The sequence below is a fragment of the Listeria aquatica FSL S10-1188 genome (assembly GCF_000525795.1).
Taxonomy (GTDB): domain Bacteria; phylum Bacillota; class Bacilli; order Lactobacillales; family Listeriaceae; genus Listeria; species Listeria aquatica.
In genome coordinates, this window is record NZ_AOCG01000009.1 from 68903 (window position 1) to 93738 (window position 24836).

A 24836-nucleotide genomic window follows, 5' to 3' on the forward strand; every position below is an offset into this window, starting at 1 on the left:
TCCTATTCACTCAAAAATCTTCTTCTAATACATGTTTTTTTTCGACTGTCCACCACTTTTTTTTGCGACTAGATAAATCACAAAGGAAATAATACAGCCAATTAGGGGCTGGTTCGGAAACTGGGGAAGTTCTTTGAAGAAACTGAAAATAACTGGGATGCAGGCGATGATTGCGCCAACAGACCAAGCTGTAACTCCCATCCAGTTTACCCCTTTTACTTCTTGCCATTTCGTTTTATCACCTTTTTGAATGACCCAATAAGAGGCAATCATAACACCTGCAACCGGAGGAACCATCGCGGATAACACATTCATAATCGGTACAAAATAATTTAAAATCCCAAACGCTGCTAAAATGGTTCCGAGAATGCCAGCACAAGCGACTGCGATTTTTTCCTTGCTTTTTGAAAAATTGAAGATATTACAAATGGCGATACCTCCTGAAAAAGCATTGACAGCATTCGTTGTCCACGTGGCAAGAACAAGGGCAACCACACCGATAACAGGTAGTCCAAGTTCCGTAAAGACAGCCGTGATATCTGCTGTTCCTGCTGTGATTGCTAAAACAGCTCCGACTAAAATCATAAAAATCCCAGAAGGTAAGATGCCAAGGATAGATGCTTTGACAATGTCACCACGTTTTTTCGTATACTGTGAATAGTCACCAGCGATGACCGCACCAAGTGCAAATGAACCAACTGTGATCGAAAGTCCGCTGAAAAACGGCAAGTGTGTCGTTGGCTGATGTTGAAAGACTGGTGAAATGCCTTCCTTTAATGAAACAACAAGCGCGTAGAGACAGACAACGAGCAAAACGGGAACGGCAATATAATTTAACAAATTCAAAATTTTGATGCCATAAAGAGCGGAAACAAGCATGATAATACCCCAGACGATGGAAGAAAGCCAGACGGGGAAATCAATCTGATAGAGACCTAAAAACTGAGAGAAAGCCATTCCGCAAACATTCGCTTGGATGCCAAACCAGCCGAGGCAACTAATCGCAAGGATGATGGAAATCAGTTTTTTTGAGCCTTGCTTGCCGAATACTTGGCCAGCAGCTTTAACAGCTGGCATTTTTAAGTCGCTTCCTTGGATTCCCTGAAAGATCATCAAAACAACGATGATGCCATGGCCGATTAGAGCGGTTAGGATCGCTTCCCAAAATGACATGCCTGCAATCAGGGTCCCGCCGATCATCAAGCTCGGAATGCAAATCATTGCGCCAGTCCAGACAAAAGCAAGACCCGTCCAAGATTGTGCTTGTTCTTGATTGTTTGTGTTTTGTATTACCATAATTTTCTGCCTCCTTTTTAGTAATGCCTCCATTATACAAAAACTCAAAATTGAAGTAATTAGCAAAAAAGCAAAATAAAACGGACAATTCTTGTCAAAAGTGACAAAAATTATCCGTTTTGCATTAGTTTTTATAATTCTCACCTAAAATTCGCCAAACTGCTATGGCCTGATATACTTTGTAGCTCTCAGGAATCTTAGTGACTGGAAACGCAAGGAGCTCATTCACTTTGTTGATCCGATACTTGATCGTATTCCGGTGCAAATAAAGTTTTTCTGCCGCTTTTCGGTAGCTAAGTTCAGCATCTAGCAAAAATGCCGCTAGAGTTACGAGTAATTCATCCTCATTATTTCCCGTAAGCATCAGTGGTTTTAATTGTTTAAGAGTTTCTGCCACCGCTACTTCCCCCGCTATATACAATCTCTAAACAGTCTGCTACAAATTCAATTTCTTGATAGAGAAAAAAATCGTTTTTGATGGATAAACTTTTCGAGCCGCTGATAAATAATTTTTTACGGTCATATAGGCTTCTTGGACTTCAACCGTACTTGTCGTGCCAAAGCATTTGATGAGTGACATGCTGATTCCCTGCTTCTCCATTTCAAAAGAGCACTCAGTAGCAAGTGATTCAAACTCATCTTGTTTCCTACTTTTGTCCATAAGAACAACGATAAAATCATCATAAAAATCAATGAAAGAAACGTTGAAACAAGGTGCCACGGTTTGTTTTAAAAAAATGCAAGACTTCGTTATTTTTTTTGCAAGTCTTTAACAGCGATCAACCACATATTTTGAATCGCAGAAACGTCGATATCAAACAACTTCCCGAGGCGGCGCATTTTGACACTTTCGTTATTCATGATGGCTTTCATCAGTTCACGCGGACTCGCTTCTTGATAATTCTCGCCCCAAAGATTCATGAAGACTTGAACGACTTCATGAATCTGACTAGCCAAATTTTCAGTGAGCGCCGTTTGCTCTTTCATTAGGTACAGCGACATCGTTTGGTTCCCATTTTGCAGAATAGGGCGTTTCGTCTTCCAAATCTGCTGTTCTTGCATAATTTCTTCGTTTTTAATCGTTTGAATGTTCTCGCCTAAATCCAAGGTACTACTCCGCGGCCACGATACTGCATTGACAAGTTGTCCACTATTATCGGCGAGAGCAACAGAGGTTTTAGTTCGATCTGCAAGAATTTTAAGCATTGTGTCGACGCTTCGCTGATTTTCTGGTAGCATTGAAATTTGTTCTAAGAGTTTTCCTGAAAATTGCGTTTCATTCATTTCTTGCTTCACAATCGCCTCAACGACTTCATAAATGACCTCACTGTAGCGAAGGGCACGTTCGTTTTCCGGCATCACAATCAATGTGAAACCTAGTTCATCAGCGAGTTCAATCATTTTTTGGCTAACTTTGGGGAGATAAATTCCTACATAATATAAAATCAATCCGATCTCACCAGCGCGTCGTAGCTTACGAATCATATTGCACTGTGCTTCTTCATTGTCTTTAATACTAATGAGACCAGAAATCACAATTTCGTCGCCATAAAATTCATTATTATTAAACAATTCTGCCTCAAAAGCTTCCGTATCCGTATGTTCCAAAACAGAAATGGAAGAAACAAATCTTTCTAGACCCGATCGCCCTGCTACAACCTTAGCATTTTTTAAAGAAGGCAAGCACAGCAATTCACGAAGTTTCAGACTCATTCTAAGCACCTCCTCCTTAATAGTTTTTAGTATACCAGATAGCACCATTTTTTTTGATAGGTTTTAAAGACAAAAAAAACAAAACCCAGCTATAAAATAAACGAGTAGCTAAGTTTTGCCTCATTCACGACCATTCATTTTCTTTTGAAATGAAAACTAACTAAAAGAAGTTCTGTCAAGAAACACTTTGCTGTGTTATTCTTTTTTCTTGCGATTACTTCGCATTCCCTTCTTGATTATTAGCTTTTCATCTTGTGCTAGTTTTTGATAAGCTGGGGTCTCCATGCCATAAATCATGATATGTCCATTTTCATCATAATGGATTCCGAATCCATATGTTTTAACTAGTGGCGAGGAGCGAAAGCAAGCATGCGGTTTAGCAAAAAAAGTCTCACGAGCTTCTATTTCTTCTTTACTAGTTGAAAAGCTCATTCCTTTTCGAATAACCTCACATTCAAACTGCACATCTGCTTCTGTTTTTTCATACGGATGCGTCATGATAATTTGATATTCAAGGCTTGCAATAGTTGGTTTTTCTTTCATAGGTGGCTTTACACCGGCGCTTGCCTTTGTATCCTCTGAAACTCGAATAAATGTATTTTGATAACTCATTGCTTTTTCTCCTCCAGCTCTCAAATTTTAAAAAAAATTAGGTTTTAGTTCACTATACGATGGCTTATAAATTCTTCACCAAAAAATCATCATTTCTTTTTGTGCTTTATCTTTTTTTGGATATATATTTCAACACTTTATTCCAAGTTGAAGCAACTGGACTCCATAAAACCTCACCGATTTTCCAACCTTCTCCCCCATGAATCGGATTTGTAAGTTCAATAAATATAGACATTTTGGGCCACCAATCTTGGTTTAAAATAATTTATTAATATCAGTTTGTTTAACCATTATAAATGATTATTTTGTCTTAGTCATGTTTATCTCAATATCTTTTGTTCTCAAATATTTACTTTATTAGTTACAGACTATCAAATTCGATATCTTCTTTTTCTAGCTTAGTTACCACATTTTTTAGATTCTATTCGTCTCCTTCTAGATTGTAATTAATGACAACGTTATCATTGTCATGGTACAGTTGATTAATATCTCTGTCAACCAAAAAAAGAATTCACTAATCTAACTATTTATGCTATAGTGATCTAAACAACATTAGGAGATGACAACATGCGGATTAAATTTTCAGAAAAGATAAATAAAATTACATTTTTTTTACTTAATTATTAGTTTTGCAATTAATTTCTTGCGTTTTATGTCTATACCTTTTCTCATGATCTATCTATCCAACAGGTTGACGATCTCTGTGGCATCCATTGGTTTTATTATCGGCATCCCATCTGCTATACAACTTTTGATCGGACTTTTCGCTGCAAATGTAATTGACCGGATTTCTTTTAAATGGGGAACTATTTTTTCACTTTTATTTCCAATGTTAGGAATTCTTGGTTATATTATTTTTACAAATTTTTATATGCTTATACTATCTGCAACTATAAGTGGCATAGGCTGGTCGATTTATAATCCGATTATCATGACTGCACTTAGTAATACAACGAAAACTGAATATATCGATAGCGTTATGAATATTAATTACTGGGCAACAAACCTTGGCGGTGTGTTAGGACCAATAGTTGGGGTGTTTATTGGTGCTGGAAATACACCTACACCTTTCATCATTTTTAGCGTTATCTTACTCCTTATTTCCATTGTAGCCTACATTATTGTTCCCCATGATTTAAAACCAAAAATTGATTCAAAAAAAACATCACCGTTTCATGATTTTCTTACGATTGTTAAGGATAGACGAGCAGTTTTGCTATTTCTAGCCTTTTTTTTGTATTTTCTTTATCGAGGTTCAATATGAAACAAGCTTTTCGCTCTATTTAAAAAATCTGTTTGGATCAACAGGAGTCAAATTAGTTGCCGCAATGCTAAGTATCATGACTTTTACAATCATTATTGTTCAGCCTTTTATAACACTGATTAGTAAAAAAAGTGAAAACCCCTCTCTTGCTATGCATCGGTGTCTTTTTCTACATAGGTGCTACTTGTCTGTTCTTTTTCTCTAAGATCACATTCTTGATTTTTGTATCTGCCGTTCTTTTTGCTCTTGGAGAAATTTTCATCGCACCAAAACTCCAGGCATAACTGCAAAAATTGCACCGCCATATTTACAAACTACTTATTTTTCTTTCGTTACCATGGGAGGAAATCTCGCTTATTTCTTAGGTCCACCTGTAGGTAACTTTTTACTAACGGCAAATAGTTTTTATCTCTTCACATTTATCCTTATCATGATCAGCACCTTACTTTTCAGTTCTTTTTTTTTCTGTGAAAAACTTAGAACAGAGCTTGAACAAGTAACAAATAAAAAGTTAACTTAGGAATGCATAATCAAATTCAAAATCTAAGTAATTAAGTTTGTCTGCTATAGGAAGCTTTTGGAAAACAACTCTAAATACCTCCTACTTTGCAAATTTATTCTTAATTAGAGACTTCTCTTAGAAGTTCATTCAATATGCTCTTCTTGTAGCAGCATAAAAACTCGCCACACATTGAATGCATGGCGAGTTTTCAACAGTTTATAGTAATGAGAGATCTGATGACCAAATATACAGCATGGATTGAATTTCAAATAGCTATCAGGTACGAATTAGAGTGAAAAAATCAATTCTGTTTAATTGCTTTAAAGTTTTCTGTTTGGCTCTTAATTCCCTTTTCAGCTGCGAAGCGTTCGATGCTTGAAGCGCCGAAGAATCCATCAATGCCCGATGTGTGTTCAATAACGTATTTCGCATCTTCTGGTTCAGCGATCGGTCCCCCGTGACAAATAACTAAGATATCAGGGTTTACTTTGCGACCTGCTTGAATAATTTCTTCAATTTTTGTAACACAATCGTCCAGCGTAAGAGCTGTTTTGGCGCCAATAGTTCCTTTTGTTGTGAGTCCCATATGAGCTACTAAAATGTCAGCGCCCGCTTCCGCCATTTTACGAGCTTGTTCTGGATCAAATACATAAGGTGTTGTGAGAAGATCTAATTCGTGTGCTTTTCGAATCATATCAACTTCGAGATCATAACCCATATTGGTTTCTTCTAAGTTTTGACGGAATGTCCCATCAATCAAGCCAACTGTTGGGAAATTTTGAACGCCATTAAATCCTTGATCTTTTAATTGTTTTAAATAAACATCCATTACACGGAACGGATCTGTGCCGCAAACACCAGCTAAAACAGGCGTATGTTCAACGACAGGAAGCACTTCACTCCCCATGTCCACAACGATTTGGTTCGCATCTCCATACGAGAGTAGGCCTGCAAGAGAACCTCGTCCGGCCATTCGGTAGCGTCCTGAATTATAAATAATCAACATATCTGCACCGCCAGCTTCACTGCTTTTAGCGGTAATACCTGTACCTGCTCCAACTCCAACTAAAATTTCTCCTTGTTTTATCCGTTTTCTAAAAGCCTCTAAAATTTCTTTTCTTGTTTGTTTATTCATTGTTTTTACCTTCCTTCTCTTCGATTAACGTGATCAATTTTTGTGCTGCAAATTCTGCAAAAGTCTTATCATTAATAGCTTCTGGTCGCTGAATAATTTCAACAACTGGATTTGTGATTTGTTCTATTAAGGTTTGGAACAAAACTTTATCTTCTTTTTCTCCGTAGAAAGGTTCTCCCACTACATCTATGCCAGACACCCCTTTTTCTGGAATAATAAGTGTCGTATAAGCTTCTGCAAGGTTCAACTTTTCAGCAATTTTCTCGCCAAATTGTCGATTTTCTTCCACTGTCGTGCGCATCAATGTAACTGTAGGATTATGTTTGTAAAGTTGACGTGTTTTAAACTTCTCTGGAACTGTATCATACGGTCCAAAATTCACCATATCCAGTGCTCCGACAGAAACAACTTGAGGCGTTTGCGTCTTTGAGGCGGCTTCCAAACGATTTGGGCCAGCATTTAACACACCTCCAACTAACTCATCCGCCCATTCCGTCGTCGTTAAATCTAATACTCCGTGGAAAAAGCCGGACTGAATAAGTGATTCCATCGTTTTTCCGCCAATCCCTGTTGCATGAAAGACGAGCACTTCATAGCCTCGCTCTTCTAGATAGTTCCGTGCAAAGTTAACTGCTGGCGTCGTTACCCCAAACATAGAAGCAGCGATTAACGGCTTGTCGCTCGAGAATGGTTCGGCTTCAAATTTAAGCAAACCTGCCATGGCCAAAACAGCATTGTTAAAAATTTGAACAGAAATTTTGTTTAATCCTGCTACATCAACAATGGATGGGATTAAGATGAGATCGCTCGTGCCAATATAAGGCGATGTATCTCCAGAAGCCACAGTGGAAACAATTATTTTGGGAACACCAATTGGAAGTTCTCGCATGCCTGGGGCAACTAGTGAAGTTCCCCCTGTCCCTCCAAATGATAAAACTCCATCAAATCGTCCTTCTTCATATAATTTAGGCACTATTTTTTTCACACCTAATGATAAAACTTCTGTTGCATATGCACGATCTTTTCGTTCAGCTAAGGAATGAATATCACTTCCAGCAGCTTTAGCAACTTGTTGATTGGAAACATCTGGTTTGAATGCTGGTTCAAATACGCCAACGTGAATCGTTAAAACGTTTAATCCTAATTTTTCAATTTGCTTTTTTATATAACTGTATTCAGCGCCTTTAGTGTCAAAGGTCCCGATTAATGCAACTGTTTTCAAAGCAAAGTCCTCCTTCATCAGAAGTTTTTTACGGGCGCGTCCGTTAACTTACTACACTTTTATTATAGCGCTTTCAATATTTATGTAAACGTTTTTATGTTATGATAAATAGTCTTTATGTTAGGTGATTTGTCGTCGGTATTCTTTCGGAGACATCCCCATGTATTTCTTGAAAACTTTATTAAATTGGGCGTAGTCTTGATAATGGATCCCTAAGGCAATTTCTTTTAGGGAGCGTTTAGGATCTTGTCGCATCCATTCGACCGCCTTATTGAGGCGGAATCGAATCAAATATTCAGTAAAGCTATACCCCACTTTTTCTTTAAAAAGCGTACTTAAATAACTGGGCGATAAATGAGCTACTTGCGCAAGTTCTGCTAATTGGATCGGTTCGCTGTAGTTGGCTTCGACATATTTTTTGACAAATTCGACATAATCATAATGCTTTTCAATACCATCGAGCATTTGTGCGAGTAAACTCCCATCCGAGGTGATTTCTGATTTTTTGAAATCACGTGTTTGGTGGACAATGACCTCTTCAGAAGGAAGACGTTCGAAAGTAGATCCGCCAATGTAACCGTCGAGTTCTGGAATATGGTTATACAGATAGCGAATATCGACAAGCGTTTTGACTGGACCTCCATAAACCATCTTGAAAACATTTTTGCGATTTTTAGGGATCCGCTCGATCATGGTTTTGGTTTCTTCTATAGCGGCTTCAAGTGAAAGTACTTTTTGTGCCCCAAGTAAGCCGCCACTTGTAAGCCCCAGATGAATACAAATCACGTCAGCCCCCGCTTGTGTCATCTTGCGAACTTGGTCAGCGTTAAAGACAAAAGCAATTGTAAATAAATCGGCTTGATGAGCAGCACGAATGGCCTCTACTTCTAGGTCATAGAGATTCCCGTCTGCTTCCAAGGCTTCACGAAAAGCACCATCAATAAGACCGACTGATGGGTAATTATTAATGCCTGAGAATCCACTTTGTTTGATAGTTTGAATAAATTGCGGGATATCTATCGTTGGATCTGTTCCATTTAATCCGAAAATTACGGGAATTTTATGAATGAGGGGAATAATTTCGCGCATCGCAAAATCAAATACAAGCTGGTTACTATTAGCAAATGGTAAAAAGCCGGCAAGTGAACTCCGCCCCATTTGTCTGAAGCGACCAGAATTTAAAATCAAGGTGAAGTCAGCGCCCCCTTGTTCGGCATAGCTAGCAGTCATCCCTGTTCCAGTTGCCACACCAAGCAGACGATGCCTGATCGGAGTTCACGACGTAATTTTTTTTAAGATTTCATTTCGTTCCATAAAGCAGTCCCTACTTTCTTGTTAATAAAAAGGGCTTTATGAAAAGCTTACATGAGGAGGCTAAAGAATACAACTAAATGCCCAAACTTCTTCTGATTTGAAATGAACAAAATGCTATTTTTAACTCTGTTAAAAATAGCAGGACTCCAATAAATATTATTTTATGTAAATATTTACAAGTTAGTACTAGATATTGTGAGAATAGTAGAGAGGAATTTAGTCAATAAGCAGACAAGTTTTTCGTATGTGTCTATCGAAAAATATAAAACCAAAAGTTGTGGATAGATAAGCAATGTAATTTTTTTCAATTACAGTGATATTGGAGGACTGAGAGAAGTTAAAGTGGAGATGTTAACGAATTATATTAAGTTCACCAAAGATTATTTACAAAGATAAAATTTTTCTGTTGGCGTTTTAAGAAACGAAAATTATTTAATTTATTTTTTCAAATCGAAAGTTGAATATCTTTTGATTTAAACATAAAAAAAGAATATTTATCTCATATTCCAACGTAGAGATAAATATCCTAATATATGTGAATTTTAGCTGTTTTTAAGCATTTGTCGGAACATAGCATTTTCAACTTTAGAATAATTATTTGACCAAATTGATGCATTCTTTCCAGCATCCTGAGGGTTATTCCGAGAACTTTCAAAAGTATTTTTTTAATAGATCTGCCCCTACTTCATCCCACATTTTAAAAGGATCAATTCGCCATGTCAAAGACAATCCATCATCTTGAACAAGAACTCGAAAAGCCCCAAAAACGGGTAAAATATATCCAGCAGAAACTTTATAGTCAGTATCGTTTTCTAGAAAAAGAGTTTTAAAAGAGGAACGTCCGCTCTTTACAGGTTCAATCCCACGTAAAGCACCAAATCTTCCGCTTGGATTATATTCACGATATTTATCATTGAATTCAAATTCAATACGATCATATAAGCGTATTAAATCAGGTAATAATGCTGAAAGTCGATGATAATATCCAGTATTATCATCAAGATCTTTTTTAATATCTTTAAATACAGCAGCTTTTCCTGAATATGCTTGAATAGGAGTATCATTTGCATCTTTAAACTTAAATATATTATAACTGAATAACAATTTTAACAACTCGATGATTTGTAGACGTTTTTTTCGAATTATCTTTAACTGCAATGTCATTAGCGTAGGGTTCGCCCTGTATTGTTTCTTTAATAAAATTAAATTTGTCATCTAATTCATATAGAGCAATATCTGAAACAGAAGCAGATGTGTTCCGAGCATCGGCAATTCTCGAAACTGTTAAATCATCTCCGACGATAATTTCAAGTTTAACGAATTTATCGATATCTTCGGATAAATCTTTGCGTCCTTCTATAATAGCAGTATATGTATGACCACCATCTAGAATCCCATAATTTTGCGGATCGTTCCCTAGATCTAAAGTGACTGTGCCATCTGTCGTGTTAAACTTGAATTTTTTCGCAACAATCACAATTCCACGATTATTGATATCAAAATCTGTTTCTGGAGAACGCACAGCATTGATAAGAGCTTTTGCGACAGCAGTATTCATTTTGGGTTTTCGAGGATTAACATCTAAGGGCAATTTCTCGGGTACATCACGAAAGTTGGCAAAGACGAAGTAGGTTGTCACTCCTTCTTGTGATGGTGAACTAATGGTGCGGACAGAATTTGTTTTGAATGTGATTGTGGATGTCATTTAACATACCTCCTAATTTTTATTTAGCTTAACGATTTTTCGTAAGCTGTAAAGTAAATATATCATGATTTCAAAAAAATAAAAAAAAGTACCCAAGGTTCCATTTGTGATATAATGTTGATATGACGAAAAGAAAAGATGAAAATCAAAACAAACAAGTTGGATATGTATTGAAAAAATATAGAATGAGATTAACTGACATTTCTCCATCTCGACGAAAATTTATTGATGATAGGAGCGAAAAATATTTTGACTATGAAGATTGGATCAGTGAAAAGACATTAATGAACTACGAAACAGGTAAGAATGTTCCCACAATACAAAATCTAAAAAAAATTAGCAATCGCATTTGAAGTCGATGTTCAAGAGTTGTTTTCTGAAATAATAGACTTACTATAAGTTAAACCTTTTTTTAAAGAGATATTGTTGCTAAACTTGAAAAATAAGCATATTCGCTTTTCCTTCTAATTTAAGATCAAAAAATCCTGCTTAGAGAAATCTCTAAACAGGATTTTTTGAAGATACTCCATTTCTATTATGATCATAATATATTTTAAGAATAAACAAATCCCAGTAGAATCAGCATTTCTGGTTTATTGTTTCTGACAAGTTTATTCCCATTCCACAGTAGCAGGTGGCTTACTCGTCACGTCATAAACAACGCGGTTCACGTGCTGCACTTCATTCACAATCCGCACAGAAATCTTCTCCAGCACATCCCACGGAATCCGCGCCCAGTCAGCTGTCATGCCATCGATACTCGTCACCGCACGAATCACAATTGTGTGATCGTAAGTCCGACCGTCGCCCATAACACCTACACTACGAATGTTTGGAAGCGCCGTAAAGTATTGCCAAATCTCGCGGTCAAGCCCAGCTTCTTTGATTTCTTCGCGTAAAATATAGTCCGAGTCCCGCACAATTTCTAGTTTTTCCTCTGTCACTTCGCCTAGCACACGTATTCCAAGTCCAGGACCTGGGAACGGTTGCCGCCAAACGATTGCATCCGGCATGCCAAGTTCAGTTCCAAGTGCACGTACTTCGTCTTTAAATAGCGTATTGAGTGGTTCAATTAGTTTAAAACTCATGTCTTCTGGAAGTCCACCAACATTATGGTGTGACTTAATCGTTTGTGCTGTCGCTGTTCCACTTTCGATAATGTCTGTATAAAGTGTTCCTTGTGCTAGGAACTCAACACCATCAAGTTTCCCTGCTTCATCGTCAAAGACATAAATAAATTCGTTTCCGATAATTTTACGTTTTTGCTCAGGATCAGAAACGCCTTCTAGTTTCGATAGGAAGCGTTCCTTCGCATCCACTTTGATGATATTCATATTGAATTCGCCTTGAAGAGTTTCCATGACTTGATCCGCTTCTCCTTTACGGAGCAAACCGTGGTCAACGAAGATACACGTTAGTTGATCGCCAATGGCTTTATGAATTAACACGCCAACAACAGAAGAATCAACGCCGCCAGAAAGCGCAAGTAGCACTTTTTTTGTCGCCAACGGTTTCACGGATTTTGTCAATTTCTACTTCAATAAAGTTTTCCATCGACCAGTCACCTTTACAACCACAAATGTTCAGCGCAAAGTTTTTCAATAGGTCATTGCCATATTCTGAATGGCGAACTTCTGGGTGGAACTGCACACCATACATCTTCCGGTTTTCATCTGCAATCGCCGCAATCGGACAAGACTTACTTGTTCCAACGACTTCAAAATCTTTCGGTGCATCAACAACAAGATCTCCGTGGCTCATCCAAACGGTTTGATCAGTTGGAATGCCCGCAAATAAATGGTTTGGAATTTCTAGATGAACGTTTGCTTTACCGTATTCACGATCTTTCGCAGGTTCTACTTTTCCATCAAAGTGAAGCGTCATCAGTTGCATACCGTAGCAAATTCCAAGAATCGGGATCCCCATCTCGAAAAGTCCTTCATCACAGCGGAAAGCCCCTTCATCATACACACTGTTTGGTCCGCCAGAGAAGATGATTCCCTTCGGATTTAGTGCCTTCATTTCTTCCACCGTAATCGTGTGAGGATGAAGTTCACTGTAAACGCCAAATTCACGAATGCGTCGTGTTATCAATTGGTTGTACTGGCTTCCAAAATCCAGAACGATAATTTTTTCTTGTTCGGCAAATTCTTTCATCGTTTTTTCCAAAACCACCTTATCTATAAAATTAAGCCGAATAAAATCGGCTCGCTCACTAACAAAGAAAAGGACAATTGCTTGCCCTTTTCATTCTTCTTTCATTTTAACGTCAACAGTTCGATCTTGCAACCCTGTTTGTGAATTTTCTAAGTCTCTAAAGTCCTTTTCCGCCTAAAAGATCTAGTTCTTTGTTGCGCTCTACTTCACGAATTAAAGGAGCCCCTCGTTCAATCACTGCTTTTACAGCTGGATTATCAAGTGAAGCCCGGTGACGTCCTTCATCTGTCCAGAATTCCACTACAAAAACGGTATCTTCATCTTGTTCAGAAGTTCCAACGACGTATTCAAGACAAGCCGGAATCTCTTCCATAACGGCAGCCCCTTCTAACAAAATTTCTGCTAGCTCTTTTTGTTGCCCTGCATGCGCATGGAATGTTGTTATTAATCCATAACCTACCCTCATCTCTTTTCCCTCCTATTTCCAAAAATCATCAAAAATCGTAATCGGCATGTTTCGTTTATGCCGTGATTTCAAATACCAACTTTCAATTTTAGCCGCTGCCTCGCCTGAAACTGGCTTGCCCTCTAAGTAATCATCAATTTCATCATACGTGACACCAAGCGCAACTTCATCCGGAAGCGCCGGTTTATCCTCTTCTAGATCAGCAGTTGGCTTTTTCAGATATAAATGCTCTGGGCAACCTAATTCTTTTAGCAACAGTTTTCCTTGCCGTTTATTTAAACGAAAAATCGGATTGATGTCCGTTCCACCGTCACCATATTTCGTATAAAAGCCCGTCACTGCTTCCGCCGAATGATCCGTTCCAACAACCACACCCTGGTGCATCGCCGCAACAGAATATTGAGCTTTCATCCGTTCGCGTGCTTTTTCGTTACCTTTCGCAAAGTCCGTCAGCACGACTCCAGCTTCTTCGAGTGTTTTTGCACTGGCATCTACCGCACGCTTGATATTGATGACAATGGACTCATCAGGAGCGATAAATTTCAAGGCGTCTTGGCGGTCTGCTTCGTCCAATTGTTCACCGTAAGGAAGACTCACTGCAAGAAACTCATAGTCTCCTCCCGTCTCTTCGCGTAGCTCAGAAATGGCGATTTGAGCAAGCTTACCCACTAAAGTTGAGTCTTGCCCACCTGAAATCCCCAAAACAAGACTTTTCAAAAAGGAGTTTGTCTTCAAATAGTCTTTTAGCAAGTTCACACTTTTTCGAATTTCTTCTTTCGGATCGATTTCTGGTTTTACCTTCATTTCCGCTAAAATTTGTTCTCTAATATCCACTTTAAGAGTCCTCCTATTCTAACAAACATTCTTTCCTGCTTCTACAAAGGAAAATCCAGATCAACAGGTGAATGAAGCTGGACGCTTTTTCGCACCTTTTCAATATTTTTCATTTTATTTTTCCAACATTTCACGCTTAAATCTACTGGGTACTGCTCTGGACGAACAGTTCGTTTGTACTCGCCCCAAAGAAGCGCGAGGTTCTCTTCTTTATAAGCTTTAATCTCTTCAAGTGTCGGCAAGTCATACACGCGCTTCCCGCCTTCAAAAATCGGTATAAGTAGTTCTTTCGCTTTAAAATTTTTCACCGTCTTTGTAATATAGGTATGCACAGGGTGGAACATCGTTAGTTCTTTTACCCCTTCAAGCGATTCATCTGCCATCGCAATATAATCACCTTCTGCTTTTGGACGCTCGCTTTCTGAAATAATCCGATAAACTCGTTTTTCGCCTGGCGTTGAAACTTTTTCTGTATTGCTCGAAAGTTTGATTGAGTCTTGCAGCACGCCATGCTCATCTGCAATTGCAGCCATCTTATAGACAGCCCCCAAGCGCCGGCTGGTCATAAGCTGTGATCAGTTTTGTCCCAACTCCCCAAGAATCGATCTTGGCCTTCTGTGCTTTAAGCGACAAAATCGTATGTTCATCTAAATCACTCGAAGCAAAAATTTTCGCATCTGTAAAACCAGCTTCATCAAGCATTTGCCTTGCCTTCTTCGAAAGAAACGCCATATCCCCACTATCTAGCCGAATCCCAATAAAATTGATTTCATCGCCAAGTTCTTTCGCTACACGAATCGCATTTGGAACACCTGATTTTAACGTATCGTACGTATCCACAAGGAAAATCGAATTTTTGTGCGTCTTCGCATAGCTTTTAAACGCCTCATATTCATCCCGATATGCCTGAACCATGCATGCGCCATCGTTCCAGAAACAGGAATCCCAAAAATCTTACCCGCGCGCACATTACTCGTTGAATCACAGCCACCAATATAAGCGGCGCGCGTGCCCCAAATCGCGGCATCCATTTCCTGCGCCCGCCGTGTACCAAACTCTGCCAGACTATCATTATCAACAACAGAACGAATCCGAGCCGCCTTTGTTGCAATCAGCGTTTGGAAGTTCACAATGTTTAGTAACGCAGTTTCGATGAGTTGAGCTTCTGCAAGACTTGCTTCCACTTGTAAAATCGGTTCTGTTTTAAAAACAAATTCCCCTTCACGAACAGAGCGAATCGCTCCCTTAAACTTGAAGTCTTTTAAGTACTCTAAAAAGGCTCCATCAAAGCCTAGTTCGTCATGCAAATATGTTATATCACTCTCAGTAAAACGTAAATTTTCAATATACGATACAATTCGTTCAAGCCCAGCAAAAACCACGTAGCCTGAATTAAACGGCATTTCGCGGAAGAAAACTTCAAAAATACTTCTTCGCTCATGAATTCCGTCATCAAAATAAGCCTTCATCATATTTAACTGATAGAGATCAGTATGTAAAGTTAAACTATCATCTTGATATAAGTTTGTCATGGGTTTTCTCCAATCCTTGTTCTAGCCTCGCTTGGCTGAAATTACATTTACAAACATCATAGCATAATTTTTCATATCTGAAAATTTTCCTGCGTTTTGCTAAAATCAAAATCAGCGCAAATCCTCTTTAATTTGCGTAGTGGAAATCCCGTCTGTTCTTGGCAAATAAACGACTTCACAATAAGGTTTCAAAAAATCAAACTCGCCTTTCCAGTCATCGCCCATCACAAACACGTCTACGTCATGCGTTTTAATGTCCGCTATTTTTTGATCCCAATTTTCTTCAGGAATCACTTCATCCACGTAACGAATCGCTTCTAAAATCAATTTGCGATGCAAGTAGCTGTGGTAAGCTTCTTTATGTTTAATTCGGTTAAATGAATCGGTCGACAACGCCACGATTAGATAATCGCCCATTTCTTTTGCACGCCGCAAAAGCTCGATATGGCCCCAATGTAGCAAATCAAACGTGCCATAAGTAATCACCTTTTTCATGTCTCCACTCTCTTTCAAAGTTTTTTCTGGATAAAATCGACTAAATTCGCTGCGGAACGCCCTTCTGAATATTTGTTCCATGTCGCGCTGAAGCGCGCAATTTCATCAAGATCAGCCTCATCATTTAGAATACCACGAGCAAGGGATTCTGTCGTGAGATAGGGCTCACCTGGGATTAACTCAGAAAAACCCGTTACAAGACCGCGCTCTCGGTCATACTGCTCAATATCCGGCGTAAAAAAATAAATCGGACGACTCAGCAAAGCAAATTCAAATGGGGAGGAAGAATAATCCGTAACGAGCACATCAGCACCTGCTAAGGCTTCCTGCATCGACTGATTCTTTGGAAAAAGCTTGACGAAATCGTCTTCTGGAATCGTTGCATTTGCTTGGATCGAGGGATGTAACTTAAGTAACAATACATACTCATCTGAAAGAAGCTCCCGCATTTTTTCAAGGTCAAGCAAGATCTTCGCCTGATTTAGCTCGCTATCACGAAAAGTGGGTGCGTACAAAATTGTTTTTTTTCTGGTATTTTTCACGGTAACTTGCTCGAATTTGTTTTAATGTTTCTTGTTCAAAAAAGTAATCGGTACTTGGCACTCCTGTTTTTAGTAACCGGTCTTCGCTTTCCAATAAAAATGATCGTTTGAAAATTTCTCCCATCATGTCGGAACCTACAACCACCTTATGAAAACGTGCATAAACGGCTTTGAACCGCTTTTGCTCACTTTTCGCGCGTAAAGGCGTAGCTTTATCTTCCCATGCAAACTTTTTGAGTGCCCCATTCGCGTGCCAAATTTGAATACAACAAGCTTCTTCTTTAAATTTTAATGCGGCCAGCTCAGGAAAATAATTATCGACAATCACCACTTTGGCACGACTCATATGGTAAAGTCGTTTAAATATAGAAGAAAATGTCAATGGAATCGTTCGGACAAAATTATAGGAAAGTTGTGTTTCATCAACACGCGGATCATAAAAGACAATCGTTTCTGGTGAAACACGCAAATCAGCCATTTTCTTTAAAATTTGTTCGGGATTATCTTGAAAGGTAACAAGCATGACCACTTTAGTTTGTAAATTAAACGGTCGAAAAAAGATCGCTACGCCCCGCAAGATAATCATGTAAAGCTGTGCCAGTATTCGTCTCATTTCAGGTCCACTCCTCATTATATGTAGCAAGAGGTGCCGCAGATTTGCGGCACCTCTCCTTTTTCTCTTCAAAAGTCAAATATTCCACGCCATAACGGTTTTCCCCCCAAGGGCTTCGTAAATCAGCTTCGAAGGCTTCGATGACATCTTGAATACTTCGAACATCATGCACTTCACCTATAAGGTTTGAAAGGTATTCCACAGCGCGTCGATTCTTATTAAGGAAATCAACAGTCGCTTGGAAATCAACTCGTCCGCTTCGGCTGCTTCCATATAGCGTTAATCCTTTTTCAAGTACCATACGTGTATTTACTTCAATTGGATACTCAGAAACACCAAGTAAGGAAATGGTTCCTTCCGGTTTTATCAAATCAATAATTTGATCCACCGCATATTGGCTTCCCTTCCCGCCAGCACATTCAAAAGCTTGGTCAATTTCTAAATCTTCTGGAATGGCATCAATGCTATATGCTGCATCCACAAATGAAAAGAAATCCAGTTTATAAGGAGTTTTTCCGAAAATATACACTTTCGCATCTGGAAACTTGTCTTTTAACAGTAAACACGTGATAAAGCCAAGGTTTCCATCGCCCCAAACTCCAAATGATGAACGGTTGGCATCTGCGCGAGAATCAAAACGGCGAACCGCATGCACAGCAACTGAAATCAGTTCTGAAAAAGCAGCAACCGTCATGTCTAAATCTTCTGGTAGCGCAATTAACCGGTCACGACGCATAAATACGTTATCCTGCATTAGACCATCAAATCCGCTTGAGCGAAACTTGCTGCTTCGTAAATAGTTTTCTGCGATCACAGGATCTTTTTCAAACGGTGTATTTGGAATCATCACGACTTTCGTTCCAATTGGAAATTCTTTCTTTGCATCGTAAACAACTTCTCCAACACCCTCGTGAATTAAAGCCATGGGAAGTTTCTTTGCCAGTATTTCTTTCCCACGCGAACCTGTATAGTAGCGCTGGTCAGCTGCACAAATTGAAAGATAAGTTGGACGAACTACAACAGCATCTTCAGTTAGCGTTTCATCGATATTGGCAACTTCAAATTGTCTCTCTGAAACAAGCCTATATACTTGATTAATCATGGCTAATCCGCTCCTGTATAATCGCATTGGCTACTTGCATATCATAAGGTGTTGTGATCTTAATGTTGAAAATTTCACCTTTCACGAGACTTACTTTTTCTCCAGCAAGCAAACAAATTTTACATGCGTCTGTCAAAATTTGTTTTTGCTCATCGGAAAGCGCATGATAATGATCACTAAGACGCTTCATGTTAAAACTTTGCGGTGTTTGTCCTTGATACATCACATCGCGCACAGGAATGTCTGTAATAAATTCGTGGTTCGTTGATTCGACAATTGTATCTGTAGCTGTAATCACCGTATCTACGGCTCCGTATTCAAGGGCTGCATTTATATTCTCTTCGATAATGCGATGCGTTAAAAACGGACGAACAGCATCATGCGTAATCAAAACATCCTCTTCATTCAACCCGTAGTTTTGTTCAACATGACGGATCCCGCTCATAATCGTTTCATTGCGGTCAGCTCCACCTTCAATAACAATCACACGATCATCTTGAATATGTTTTTTCAAAATATCCTCAGTATGATTGATCCATTCTTTAGGTGAGGCCACAAGAATTTTATCAAAACGAGCATTCAAAATAAATTTCTCAACCGTGTGAACGATAACAGGTTTGCCGTTTAGTGGCAGATACTGCTTGGGCATACTTACGTTTCCCATTCGCGTACCTTTACCCCCAGCAAGAATTTCAGCATAGATCATTTTTTATAGTCTCCTTTATCTCTAAAGATTGAAAGCTAACATAACACATGTATTATAACATAAGAAAAGAAAAAGAAGGGAAAAAACTCTTCTTTTTCTCGGGTAAACTAGCTCTTGTTATTGATGTGAAAAGTAAAGCTCATTACATTTGCGTAGCGGTTTTTCGGAATTTGCGCGAACCGCTTTATAAAGCGCGTTCGTCGCTTGTCGGTAAAATCTCAAGTAATAGCTTCTAGAATTAAAGTGCATTTGACTAAACAAGAATGTCCCAAATTCCAAGTAGAGCTTCATAAATTCAGGATCTTTGTGTAATTTGTCATACTGTTCAACAGGAATTTGGACAAAATAATAGCCAAGTGAAACAAGACCCGAAACAACCGTTTTGCGAAGTTTTTGGATTTCTTGAAGTAGCCCCGCTAAAATTTCACGTGCAGCAGAATAATTTCCTTGTTCGACTTCCGTTTGAAAAGCTGGGCCAATCCGCGTATTAATCAAGTAATTTAATAAGTTAATTTCAAATTCTTGATTTAATAGTGGAATTTGACAATATTCTCGTTGTCGACTCACCCAATTCACAAAAAGCGCCATGGTTTGGTTTAACTGAAGCTCAGCCGAACTGTTCACTTTGGGTTCTTTTTCAATTTCAAGGATGCGCTCTTTTACAATAGAATCAGTCGATTGAAGTAGTTGATACACGAGGACTTCAAACGGGAGATTTTCTTCTAGCTCCGCTACTTTTCTAAGGATGGCCGTTCTTCTAAACATTAAATAACTATAGTTTTCTGGCAAAACAAGAAAAGGATCTTTTTCAACATAGGTTGGAATACTGATTTCAATTTCATCGATAAACTGAAAATCATCTTTTTCAAGAAAAGGTTCTTTGTCTTCTTGTTTTTTCAAAAACTGCGTGTACACAGGGTTAGCAAGGAAGTAAAAAATATCTTGCGATGTAAATTCCGATTGGTAGTTTTCAAAAAACTTCAGCATTTGCTTTTCTGCTTTTTCATCTTTCACCGTTTGAAAAACAACAAAAGTTTCCTCGATTGGTAAAAGACGTTCAGCAATATCTTTTACTGTTAAATCTTGAACCGCTTCGGTGGGTAAAAATTTCATTTTCTCGCCTCCTTACCCAAGTACGTTTCAATAAACCGCTCCGTTGAATGCCCATCAATACTATCCATAAATTTCGTCCGGAAATCGGCAAGCTTCTCGTAATCATACTCACCCGTTTTAATTGCCTCAATAAGCGTATCTGTCGTTTTATAAATCTTTCCAGGAATCATCTCTTCATAGCTAAAATAAAAGCCCCGCTCATCAAAATAACTCTCGACGTCATAAGCAAAGAAAAGCATCGGTCGATTCATGATGCTGTATTCGAAAATCACTGAAGAATAGTCTGTAATCAAAATGTCGCTTAGGAACATTAAATCATTCACGTCACTGCCCCCACCCATCATTAAAATGAATGGGTCCTCTTCACTGATATCCATTGAAATATTTTTAATCATCGGATGGAATTTTAAAATTAGCACATACTCATCTTGCAGCGCTTCTTTCATTTTTTTTCAAATCAAGCACTACACTGTAATTCTTCCGTTCATCTGGACCGCCGCGGAAAGTAGGCGCATATAAAATCGCTTTTTTCTTTCGCAAGATCGGATAGTTCTTTCGGTAAACTTCATTCACATAGTTTTTATAATCTTGATCAAAGAACTTATCTGTTCGTGGCACACCAATCGGTTTAATTTGTTCTGCTTTTTTGTGGAACGCTTCCGCATATTGAGGAATAATCGCTTTAGAACTTACTAGCACATCAGAATAAGGGGAATGCGCTTTTGATTCAAATTCTTCCGTATTGGAATCCCCAGATTCAAGTGCACTAAAGCCAAACTTCTTGAAAGCGCCTGTTGCATGCCAAGATTGAATCACGTGCGCTCGTTTACTAAACTTAAGCCCATAAATTTTATTATAGTAGTCATCTAGACAAATCGTTTTCGCTCGACCAAGCACATAATATAGTTGCAATATTTCAAGCCAACTTCTTTGCTTTCGTAAAAACACATAGATGCGCTCTTTTCGGTCATTCAAAAACATATAATCATAGATGGAAAGTAAATTCCCCTCAAGAACTGTACTGCGCTCTGTTGCAAGAACTAAGATGTCCTTTTTAGGGAGAAGGTTAGCTAATTTAAAGAGAATCCTACGTGCAAATCCGTTCACAAGGCGCGGTGTCTTCAATTTAGTTCGAATAATAAAGACACGTGAAATTTTCTTTGCCTTTTTCCAGTTATTTTCTTCAATAATCGCAAGCGAAGCTCTGCTATGAATTGGATAGGATTTCATGAAAGCCTGTTTTGATTCATTCGTTTGGCGTTCGTAAAGGTATGTGATTAAGTTCCGGTACACAGCCCTTGCAGGTTTTTGAATATAATTAGCTCGTTCAATGACGCTGTACCACAAGTAATAGCGGAACGAAGGAATAACGTTCAGGAAATCGTCGGGTTTAGACTTAAACCAATTTAAAATCATTTCAAATCCATTTTTTTTGAATTGTACTGTCTTTACTTTCGACAATGGCTTTTAGTGAAGCCCAAAATTCAATATCAGAAACTCGCTTATAATACGCAAGCGCCACTTCTTGCTCTGTCTTGCTCCGTTCAATTTCTCGCTCACCAAAGTCAAACACATCAAAAACAGATTGAAGTATCCGCATCGGGTCTTTATTGACCGATTGAGTAAGAGACTGCTCTTCTCCGTCTCGTAACCGGTAATAATAAACCACTTTTTCCACTGTAAAGATTTTTTCAGCGTTTAACAATGTGTGTAACACAAAAGGTTGATCTTCCCCGTAACGAATGCTTTCAGGGAAAAACTCCCCTTCGACAAGTTTATGATGGTACAACTTAGCACAAGGCCCGATCGAATAAAACAGCTCAGGATTCTCAGTAATTGTTTTTTCACCTGGTTTAGCAATGTTGTATCGTAAATGTGAAGGGATGAACCACTCTTTTTCAGAATTAAAACGCTTCGTTGCACCTGTTACAAGTTCCGCTTGGTGCGAAACTGCCGCTTGATGCATAAGTGAAAGTGCAAATTCGGGGATTAAATCGTCACTATCGACAAATAAAATATATTCGCCATTTGCGAGACGCAAGCCGTGATTTCGCGCCGCAGCAGGACCCGCGTTTTCTTGCTCAATGAGTTTAAATTTCGGTTTATTCTTTATAAAAGCATTTACTATTTTGACAGTATCATCACTTGACCCGTCATCAATCAGTAACACTTCATAATCAGAAAAATCTTGTTCGTCAAGACTTTTCAGGGTTTCATCGATAATTTCGGCAACATTGTATAATGGCACAATCACACTTACTTTATACGCCTTTTTCTCTTCTAAAGAATTGTTCATATTTTTTTTTATTCTCCTTACGCGATTCCATATCAAACTTCATTTTAGCGATAAACATAAGCGCTGTCAATGAAGTTGTGGGACAAAAGTCTATAGAACTCATCTCCATGTTGCTTTTATCTTGGTTGCTTTACTTGCTAATCTAGCGTTCATTCACGTATAATTAAAGCTGATACTTAAATGTTTTTTATCGGAGGTTAAAATTATGAAAGTCAAAAAAGCAGTCATCCCAGCAGCGGGACTGGGAACACGCTTTCTTCCCGCTACAAAAGCAATGCCAAAAGAGATCCTTCCTATTGTTGATAAACCAACCATTCAATTTATTGTTGAAGAAGCAATGGCTTCTGGCATTGAAGATATATTAATCGTAACAGGAAAAGGAAAACGAGCCATTGAAGACCATTTTGACTCTGTTCCTGAATTAGAAGCTAACTTGAAGTCTAAAAACAAATTAGAGCTTCTTCATCTTGTAGAAGAAACTACGAATATCAATCTTCATTTCATTCGTCAGTCTAAACCAAAAGGTCTTGGAGATGCTATTCTGCAAGCAAAGGGATTCGTCGGCAATGAACCCTTTGTTGTCATGCTTGGTGACGATATTGTGCGTTCAAAGGTTCCTTGCGCTAAGCAATTAATTAATCAATATGAGCGCACACACAGCTCGGTTATCGGTGTGCAATCTGTTCCACATGAAGAAACATACCGATATGGAATCATCGATCCAGCAGATAAAATGAGTGACCGACTTTACAATGTGAAAGGTTTTGTTGAAAAACCCGATCCAGAAAACGCTCCATCCGACCTTGCTATTCTTGGACGTTACTTGTTAACACCACAAATTTTTGATTATCTGTCCACGCAAGAGCCTGGTGCTGGTGGCGAAATTCAATTGACAGATGCGATCAATCGCTTGAATGAAATCCAACGTGTTTTCGCTTACGACTTTGAAGGGACACGCTATGACGTCGGCGATAAGTATGGATTTATTGAAACAACCATGAAATTTGCTCTTGAACACCCAGAAATTAAAAATGATGTCCGTCACTTAATTGATGAGCTTTATCAAGAAATCCATCAAAATGACAAAAAGACAAAATAAAAAAACAAGAGGGACTCTTTCCCTCTTGTTTTTTTATGTATAGTTTTTAAATCGTTCACTTTTACTCAGCCATTTTTTCTTCAAACAAATTTTCTTCAATGGTATATCTTGGACGTCCTTTTACTTCCTTGAAAATTTTACCCACGTATTCACCAAGCACGCCAATTGCTAACAACTGAATGCCTCCAACAATCCATAGTGAGATCATTAGTGACGTCCATCCAGATTCTACATGTCCAATAAACTTTTGAATGAGCGCATAGACACCTATTCCAATTCCAATACAAAACATAATGACGCCAAGCGAAAATAACATTCGGATGGGAACAATGCTGAAAGAGGTAATACCATCAATCGCAAACGAAATCATTTTTTTAAGTGGATATTTAGACTCACCGGCAAAGCGTTCGTTACGATCATAATAAACTTTTGTTGAAGGAAAACCAAGTAGTGGCACGATACCGCGAATAAACATATTTTCTTCTTTATAATTCAAAAACTCTTTTAATGCCCGCTTACTTAATAAACGAAAATCAGCATGATTAGGAACAAGCTTCACCCCAATTTTATCCATAAATCGATAAAAACCCAGCGCTGTATTTCGTTTAAAGAAAGTATCCGTATCTCGCTTCCCTCTGACGCCATAAACAACATCAAAGCCTTCATGAAATTTTTCAACAAACGGGATGATGGCATTGACGTCATCTTGTAAATCCGCATCGATCGAAACGACACAATCCGATTTTTCATAAGCCGCATTCAATCCTGCTAAAAGCGCCCCCTGATGACCAAAGTTACGACTTAGTTTCACACCTGAAATATATGGATTTTCTGCTGTTTTCTCACTAATCAGCTGCCATGTTGCATCCTTACTCCCGTCATCCACATAAATCACCTTGCTTTCTGGATCAATTAACTCCCTCTCTGTTAAAGTCATCAATACCTCGGTTAATTGTTTCGTTGTTTCATTTAAAACTTCTTCTTCGTTATAGCAAGGTACTACGATTGATAAAAACGGTTTTTTCATCTTAAAAAGCACTCCTCATTCTAGACAATACTATTACTAGCATAGCCTATTTTGAGTGAGTGTTCAAATTTCAAACATGAATTCTGAGATT

Annotated in this window: 24 protein-coding genes and 3 pseudogenes; 2 read left to right on the forward strand and 25 right to left on the reverse strand. The window is 38.4% G+C overall.

The genetic code is table 11. The annotated features are described in order from the left end of the window. Positions 1-24 precede the first annotated feature (24 nt). The 4 genes and pseudogenes from MAQA_RS07390 to MAQA_RS16100 all read right to left on the reverse strand — a co-directional run bounded on the left by MAQA_RS07390 (position 25) and on the right by MAQA_RS16100 (position 3856). Positions 25-1290: a cytosine permease gene (locus MAQA_RS07390; RefSeq protein WP_420911939.1), complete on the reverse strand. Its 1266-nt coding sequence runs from the start codon at positions 1288-1290 to the stop codon at positions 25-27. 130 nt (positions 1291-1420) lie between these two features. Beyond that, positions 1421-3009: pseudogene (locus tag MAQA_RS07395) on the reverse strand (PucR family transcriptional regulator ligand-binding domain-containing protein). 195 nt (positions 3010-3204) lie between these two features. After that, positions 3205-3621, reverse strand: coding sequence for a DUF6157 family protein (locus MAQA_RS07400; protein WP_036072688.1), 417 nt, complete (start codon positions 3619-3621; stop codon positions 3205-3207). 106 nt (positions 3622-3727) lie between these two features. Further along, positions 3728-3856 (reverse strand): hypothetical protein, encoded by a 129-nt coding sequence (locus MAQA_RS16100; RefSeq protein ID WP_277619948.1) that lies wholly within the window; start codon positions 3854-3856, stop codon positions 3728-3730. Positions 3857-4243: 387 nt separating this feature from the next. On the opposite strand from MAQA_RS16100, the gene MAQA_RS07405 reads away from it, so the two are divergent. After that, positions 4244-4885: an MFS transporter gene (locus tag MAQA_RS07405; RefSeq protein ID WP_277619951.1), complete on the forward strand. Its 642-nt coding sequence runs from the start codon at positions 4244-4246 to the stop codon at positions 4883-4885. A gap of 803 nt (positions 4886-5688) precedes the next feature. Here the strand turns inward: MAQA_RS07405 and MAQA_RS07410 are convergent. The 20 genes and pseudogenes from MAQA_RS07410 to MAQA_RS14650 all read right to left on the reverse strand — a co-directional run bounded on the left by MAQA_RS07410 (position 5689) and on the right by MAQA_RS14650 (position 22619). Then, the gene (locus MAQA_RS07410) at positions 5689-6522 is read right to left on the reverse strand and encodes a phosphoenolpyruvate hydrolase family protein (protein WP_036072693.1); all 834 of its coding nucleotides are present in this window, start codon (positions 6520-6522) and stop codon (positions 5689-5691) included. Then, positions 6515-7744, reverse strand: a complete 1230-nt coding sequence (locus MAQA_RS07415; RefSeq protein WP_036072697.1) for a Tm-1-like ATP-binding domain-containing protein — start codon at positions 7742-7744, stop codon at positions 6515-6517. Before MAQA_RS07415 ends, MAQA_RS07410 begins: the two co-directional genes overlap by 8 nt. Before the next feature lie 120 nt (positions 7745-7864). Continuing rightward, positions 7865-8992 (reverse strand): phosphoenolpyruvate hydrolase family protein, encoded by a 1128-nt coding sequence (locus MAQA_RS07420; RefSeq protein ID WP_241463155.1) that lies wholly within the window; start codon positions 8990-8992, stop codon positions 7865-7867. 717 nt (positions 8993-9709) lie between these two features. Continuing rightward, positions 9710-10162, reverse strand: coding sequence for an AIPR family protein (locus MAQA_RS16105; RefSeq protein WP_277619950.1), 453 nt, complete (start codon positions 10160-10162; stop codon positions 9710-9712). Beyond that, complete coding sequence (locus tag MAQA_RS16110; protein WP_206537541.1) at positions 10146-10763, reverse strand: AIPR family protein; 618 nt, start codon at positions 10761-10763, stop codon at positions 10146-10148. Before MAQA_RS16110 ends, MAQA_RS16105 begins: the two co-directional genes overlap by 17 nt. A 611-nt stretch (positions 10764-11374) precedes the next feature. Further along, positions 11375-12932, reverse strand: a pseudogene (guaA, locus tag MAQA_RS07435) (glutamine-hydrolyzing GMP synthase). Positions 12933-13077: 145 nt separating this feature from the next. Continuing rightward, positions 13078-13386: a putative quinol monooxygenase gene (locus MAQA_RS07440; RefSeq protein ID WP_036072701.1), complete on the reverse strand. Its 309-nt coding sequence runs from the start codon at positions 13384-13386 to the stop codon at positions 13078-13080. Positions 13387-13398: 12 nt separating this feature from the next. Beyond that, positions 13399-14220, reverse strand: a complete 822-nt coding sequence (gene nadE, locus MAQA_RS07445; RefSeq protein WP_036072703.1) for an ammonia-dependent NAD(+) synthetase — start codon at positions 14218-14220, stop codon at positions 13399-13401. A gap of 41 nt (positions 14221-14261) precedes the next feature. Continuing rightward, entirely contained in the window at positions 14262-14753 is a 492-nt protein-coding gene (locus tag MAQA_RS16395; protein ID WP_338151623.1) for a beta/alpha barrel domain-containing protein, read from the reverse strand. A gap of 1 nt (position 14754) precedes the next feature. Continuing rightward, on the reverse strand, positions 14755-15060 hold the full coding sequence (locus MAQA_RS16400; protein WP_338151624.1) for a beta/alpha barrel domain-containing protein: 306 nt from the start codon (positions 15058-15060) through the stop codon (positions 14755-14757). Further along, positions 15039-15752: a nicotinate phosphoribosyltransferase gene (gene pncB / locus MAQA_RS16405; protein WP_338151625.1), complete on the reverse strand. Its 714-nt coding sequence runs from the start codon at positions 15750-15752 to the stop codon at positions 15039-15041. The genes MAQA_RS16400 and pncB overlap by 22 nt, the downstream gene beginning before the upstream one ends. Before the next feature lie 111 nt (positions 15753-15863). Further along, the gene (tagD, locus tag MAQA_RS07455) at positions 15864-16247 is read right to left on the reverse strand and encodes a glycerol-3-phosphate cytidylyltransferase (RefSeq protein WP_036072707.1); all 384 of its coding nucleotides are present in this window, start codon (positions 16245-16247) and stop codon (positions 15864-15866) included. Positions 16248-16261: 14 nt separating this feature from the next. Beyond that, positions 16262-16762, reverse strand: coding sequence for a CDP-glycerol glycerophosphotransferase family protein (locus MAQA_RS16115; protein ID WP_159099965.1), 501 nt, complete (start codon positions 16760-16762; stop codon positions 16262-16264). Beyond that, positions 16740-17402, reverse strand: a complete 663-nt coding sequence (locus MAQA_RS16120) for a CDP-glycerol glycerophosphotransferase family protein (RefSeq protein WP_159099966.1) — start codon at positions 17400-17402, stop codon at positions 16740-16742. The genes MAQA_RS16115 and MAQA_RS16120 overlap by 23 nt, the downstream gene beginning before the upstream one ends. 75 nt (positions 17403-17477) lie before the next feature. Further along, positions 17478-18504 (reverse strand): annotated as a pseudogene (locus MAQA_RS07465) (ribitol-5-phosphate dehydrogenase). Next, complete coding sequence (locus MAQA_RS07470) at positions 18497-19210, reverse strand: IspD/TarI family cytidylyltransferase (protein ID WP_036072709.1); 714 nt, start codon at positions 19208-19210, stop codon at positions 18497-18499. Before MAQA_RS07470 ends, MAQA_RS07465 begins: the two are co-directional and overlap by 8 nt. A gap of 117 nt (positions 19211-19327) precedes the next feature. Beyond that, positions 19328-20323, reverse strand: a complete 996-nt coding sequence (locus tag MAQA_RS07475; RefSeq protein ID WP_036072711.1) for a hypothetical protein — start codon at positions 20321-20323, stop codon at positions 19328-19330. Further along, a complete protein-coding gene (locus MAQA_RS16125; protein ID WP_173400311.1) occupies positions 20320-20769 on the reverse strand; it encodes a CDP-glycerol glycerophosphotransferase family protein in 450 nt (149 codons plus the stop codon). The genes MAQA_RS07475 and MAQA_RS16125 overlap by 4 nt, the downstream gene beginning before the upstream one ends. Further along, positions 20747-21739 carry a CDP-glycerol glycerophosphotransferase family protein gene (locus MAQA_RS16130; protein WP_173400312.1) on the reverse strand — a complete coding sequence of 331 codons (993 nt, stop codon included), beginning with the start codon at positions 21737-21739 and terminating at the stop codon, positions 20747-20749. Before MAQA_RS16130 ends, MAQA_RS16125 begins: the two co-directional genes overlap by 23 nt. Before the next feature lies 1 nt (position 21740). Further along, positions 21741-22619 (reverse strand): glycosyltransferase family 2 protein, encoded by an 879-nt coding sequence (locus MAQA_RS14650; RefSeq protein WP_036072714.1) that lies wholly within the window; start codon positions 22617-22619, stop codon positions 21741-21743. 205 nt (positions 22620-22824) lie between these two features. On the opposite strand from MAQA_RS14650, the gene galU reads away from it, so the two are divergent. After that, on the forward strand, positions 22825-23718 hold the full coding sequence (galU, locus tag MAQA_RS07490) for a UTP--glucose-1-phosphate uridylyltransferase GalU (RefSeq protein WP_036072717.1): 894 nt from the start codon (positions 22825-22827) through the stop codon (positions 23716-23718). Between the two features lie 61 nt (positions 23719-23779). On the opposite strand, the gene MAQA_RS07495 is transcribed toward galU, so the two are convergent. After that, positions 23780-24745: a glycosyltransferase family 2 protein gene (locus MAQA_RS07495; RefSeq protein ID WP_036072720.1), complete on the reverse strand. Its 966-nt coding sequence runs from the start codon at positions 24743-24745 to the stop codon at positions 23780-23782. Between the last annotated feature and the right edge of the window lie 91 nt (positions 24746-24836).

Bases quoted from the DNA above. Each gene is read 5' to 3' on its own strand.
- MAQA_RS07440 (WP_036072701.1), bottom strand. From the start codon at position 13,386: ATGAGGGTAGGTTATGGATTAATAACAACATTCCATGCGCATGCAGGG.
- MAQA_RS07475 (WP_036072711.1), bottom strand. From the start codon at position 20,323: ATGAAATTTTTACCCACCGAAGCGGTTCAAGATTTAACAGTAAAAGAT.
- galU (WP_036072717.1), top strand. From the start codon at position 22,825: ATGAAAGTCAAAAAAGCAGTCATCCCAGCAGCGGGACTGGGAACACGC.
- MAQA_RS16125 (WP_173400311.1), bottom strand. From the start codon at position 20,769: ATGAAAGAAGCGCTGCAAGATGAGTATGTGCTAATTTTAAAATTCCAT.
- MAQA_RS16110 (WP_206537541.1), bottom strand. From the start codon at position 10,763: ATGACATCCACAATCACATTCAAAACAAATTCTGTCCGCACCATTAGT.
- tagD (WP_036072707.1), bottom strand. From the start codon at position 16,247: ATGAAAAAGGTGATTACTTATGGCACGTTTGATTTGCTACATTGGGGC.
- MAQA_RS16120 (WP_159099966.1), bottom strand. From the start codon at position 17,402: ATGAGACGAATACTGGCACAGCTTTACATGATTATCTTGCGGGGCGTA.
- MAQA_RS14650 (WP_036072714.1), bottom strand. From the start codon at position 22,619: ATGAACAATTCTTTAGAAGAGAAAAAGGCGTATAAAGTAAGTGTGATT.
- MAQA_RS07400 (WP_036072688.1), bottom strand. From the start codon at position 3,621: ATGAGTTATCAAAATACATTTATTCGAGTTTCAGAGGATACAAAGGCA.
- MAQA_RS07410 (WP_036072693.1), bottom strand. From the start codon at position 6,522: ATGAATAAACAAACAAGAAAAGAAATTTTAGAGGCTTTTAGAAAACGG.
- MAQA_RS16395 (WP_338151623.1), bottom strand. From the start codon at position 14,753: ATGGCTGCAATTGCAGATGAGCATGGCGTGCTGCAAGACTCAATCAAA.
- MAQA_RS16100 (WP_277619948.1), bottom strand. From the start codon at position 3,856: ATGTCTATATTTATTGAACTTACAAATCCGATTCATGGGGGAGAAGGT.
- MAQA_RS07470 (WP_036072709.1), bottom strand. From the start codon at position 19,210: ATGATCTATGCTGAAATTCTTGCTGGGGGTAAAGGTACGCGAATGGGA.
- MAQA_RS16130 (WP_173400312.1), bottom strand. From the start codon at position 21,739: ATGATTTTAAATTGGTTTAAGTCTAAACCCGACGATTTCCTGAACGTT.
- MAQA_RS07495 (WP_036072720.1), bottom strand. From the start codon at position 24,745: ATGAAAAAACCGTTTTTATCAATCGTAGTACCTTGCTATAACGAAGAA.
- pncB (WP_338151625.1), bottom strand. From the start codon at position 15,752: ATGACAAACTTATATCAAGATGATAGTTTAACTTTACATACTGATCTC.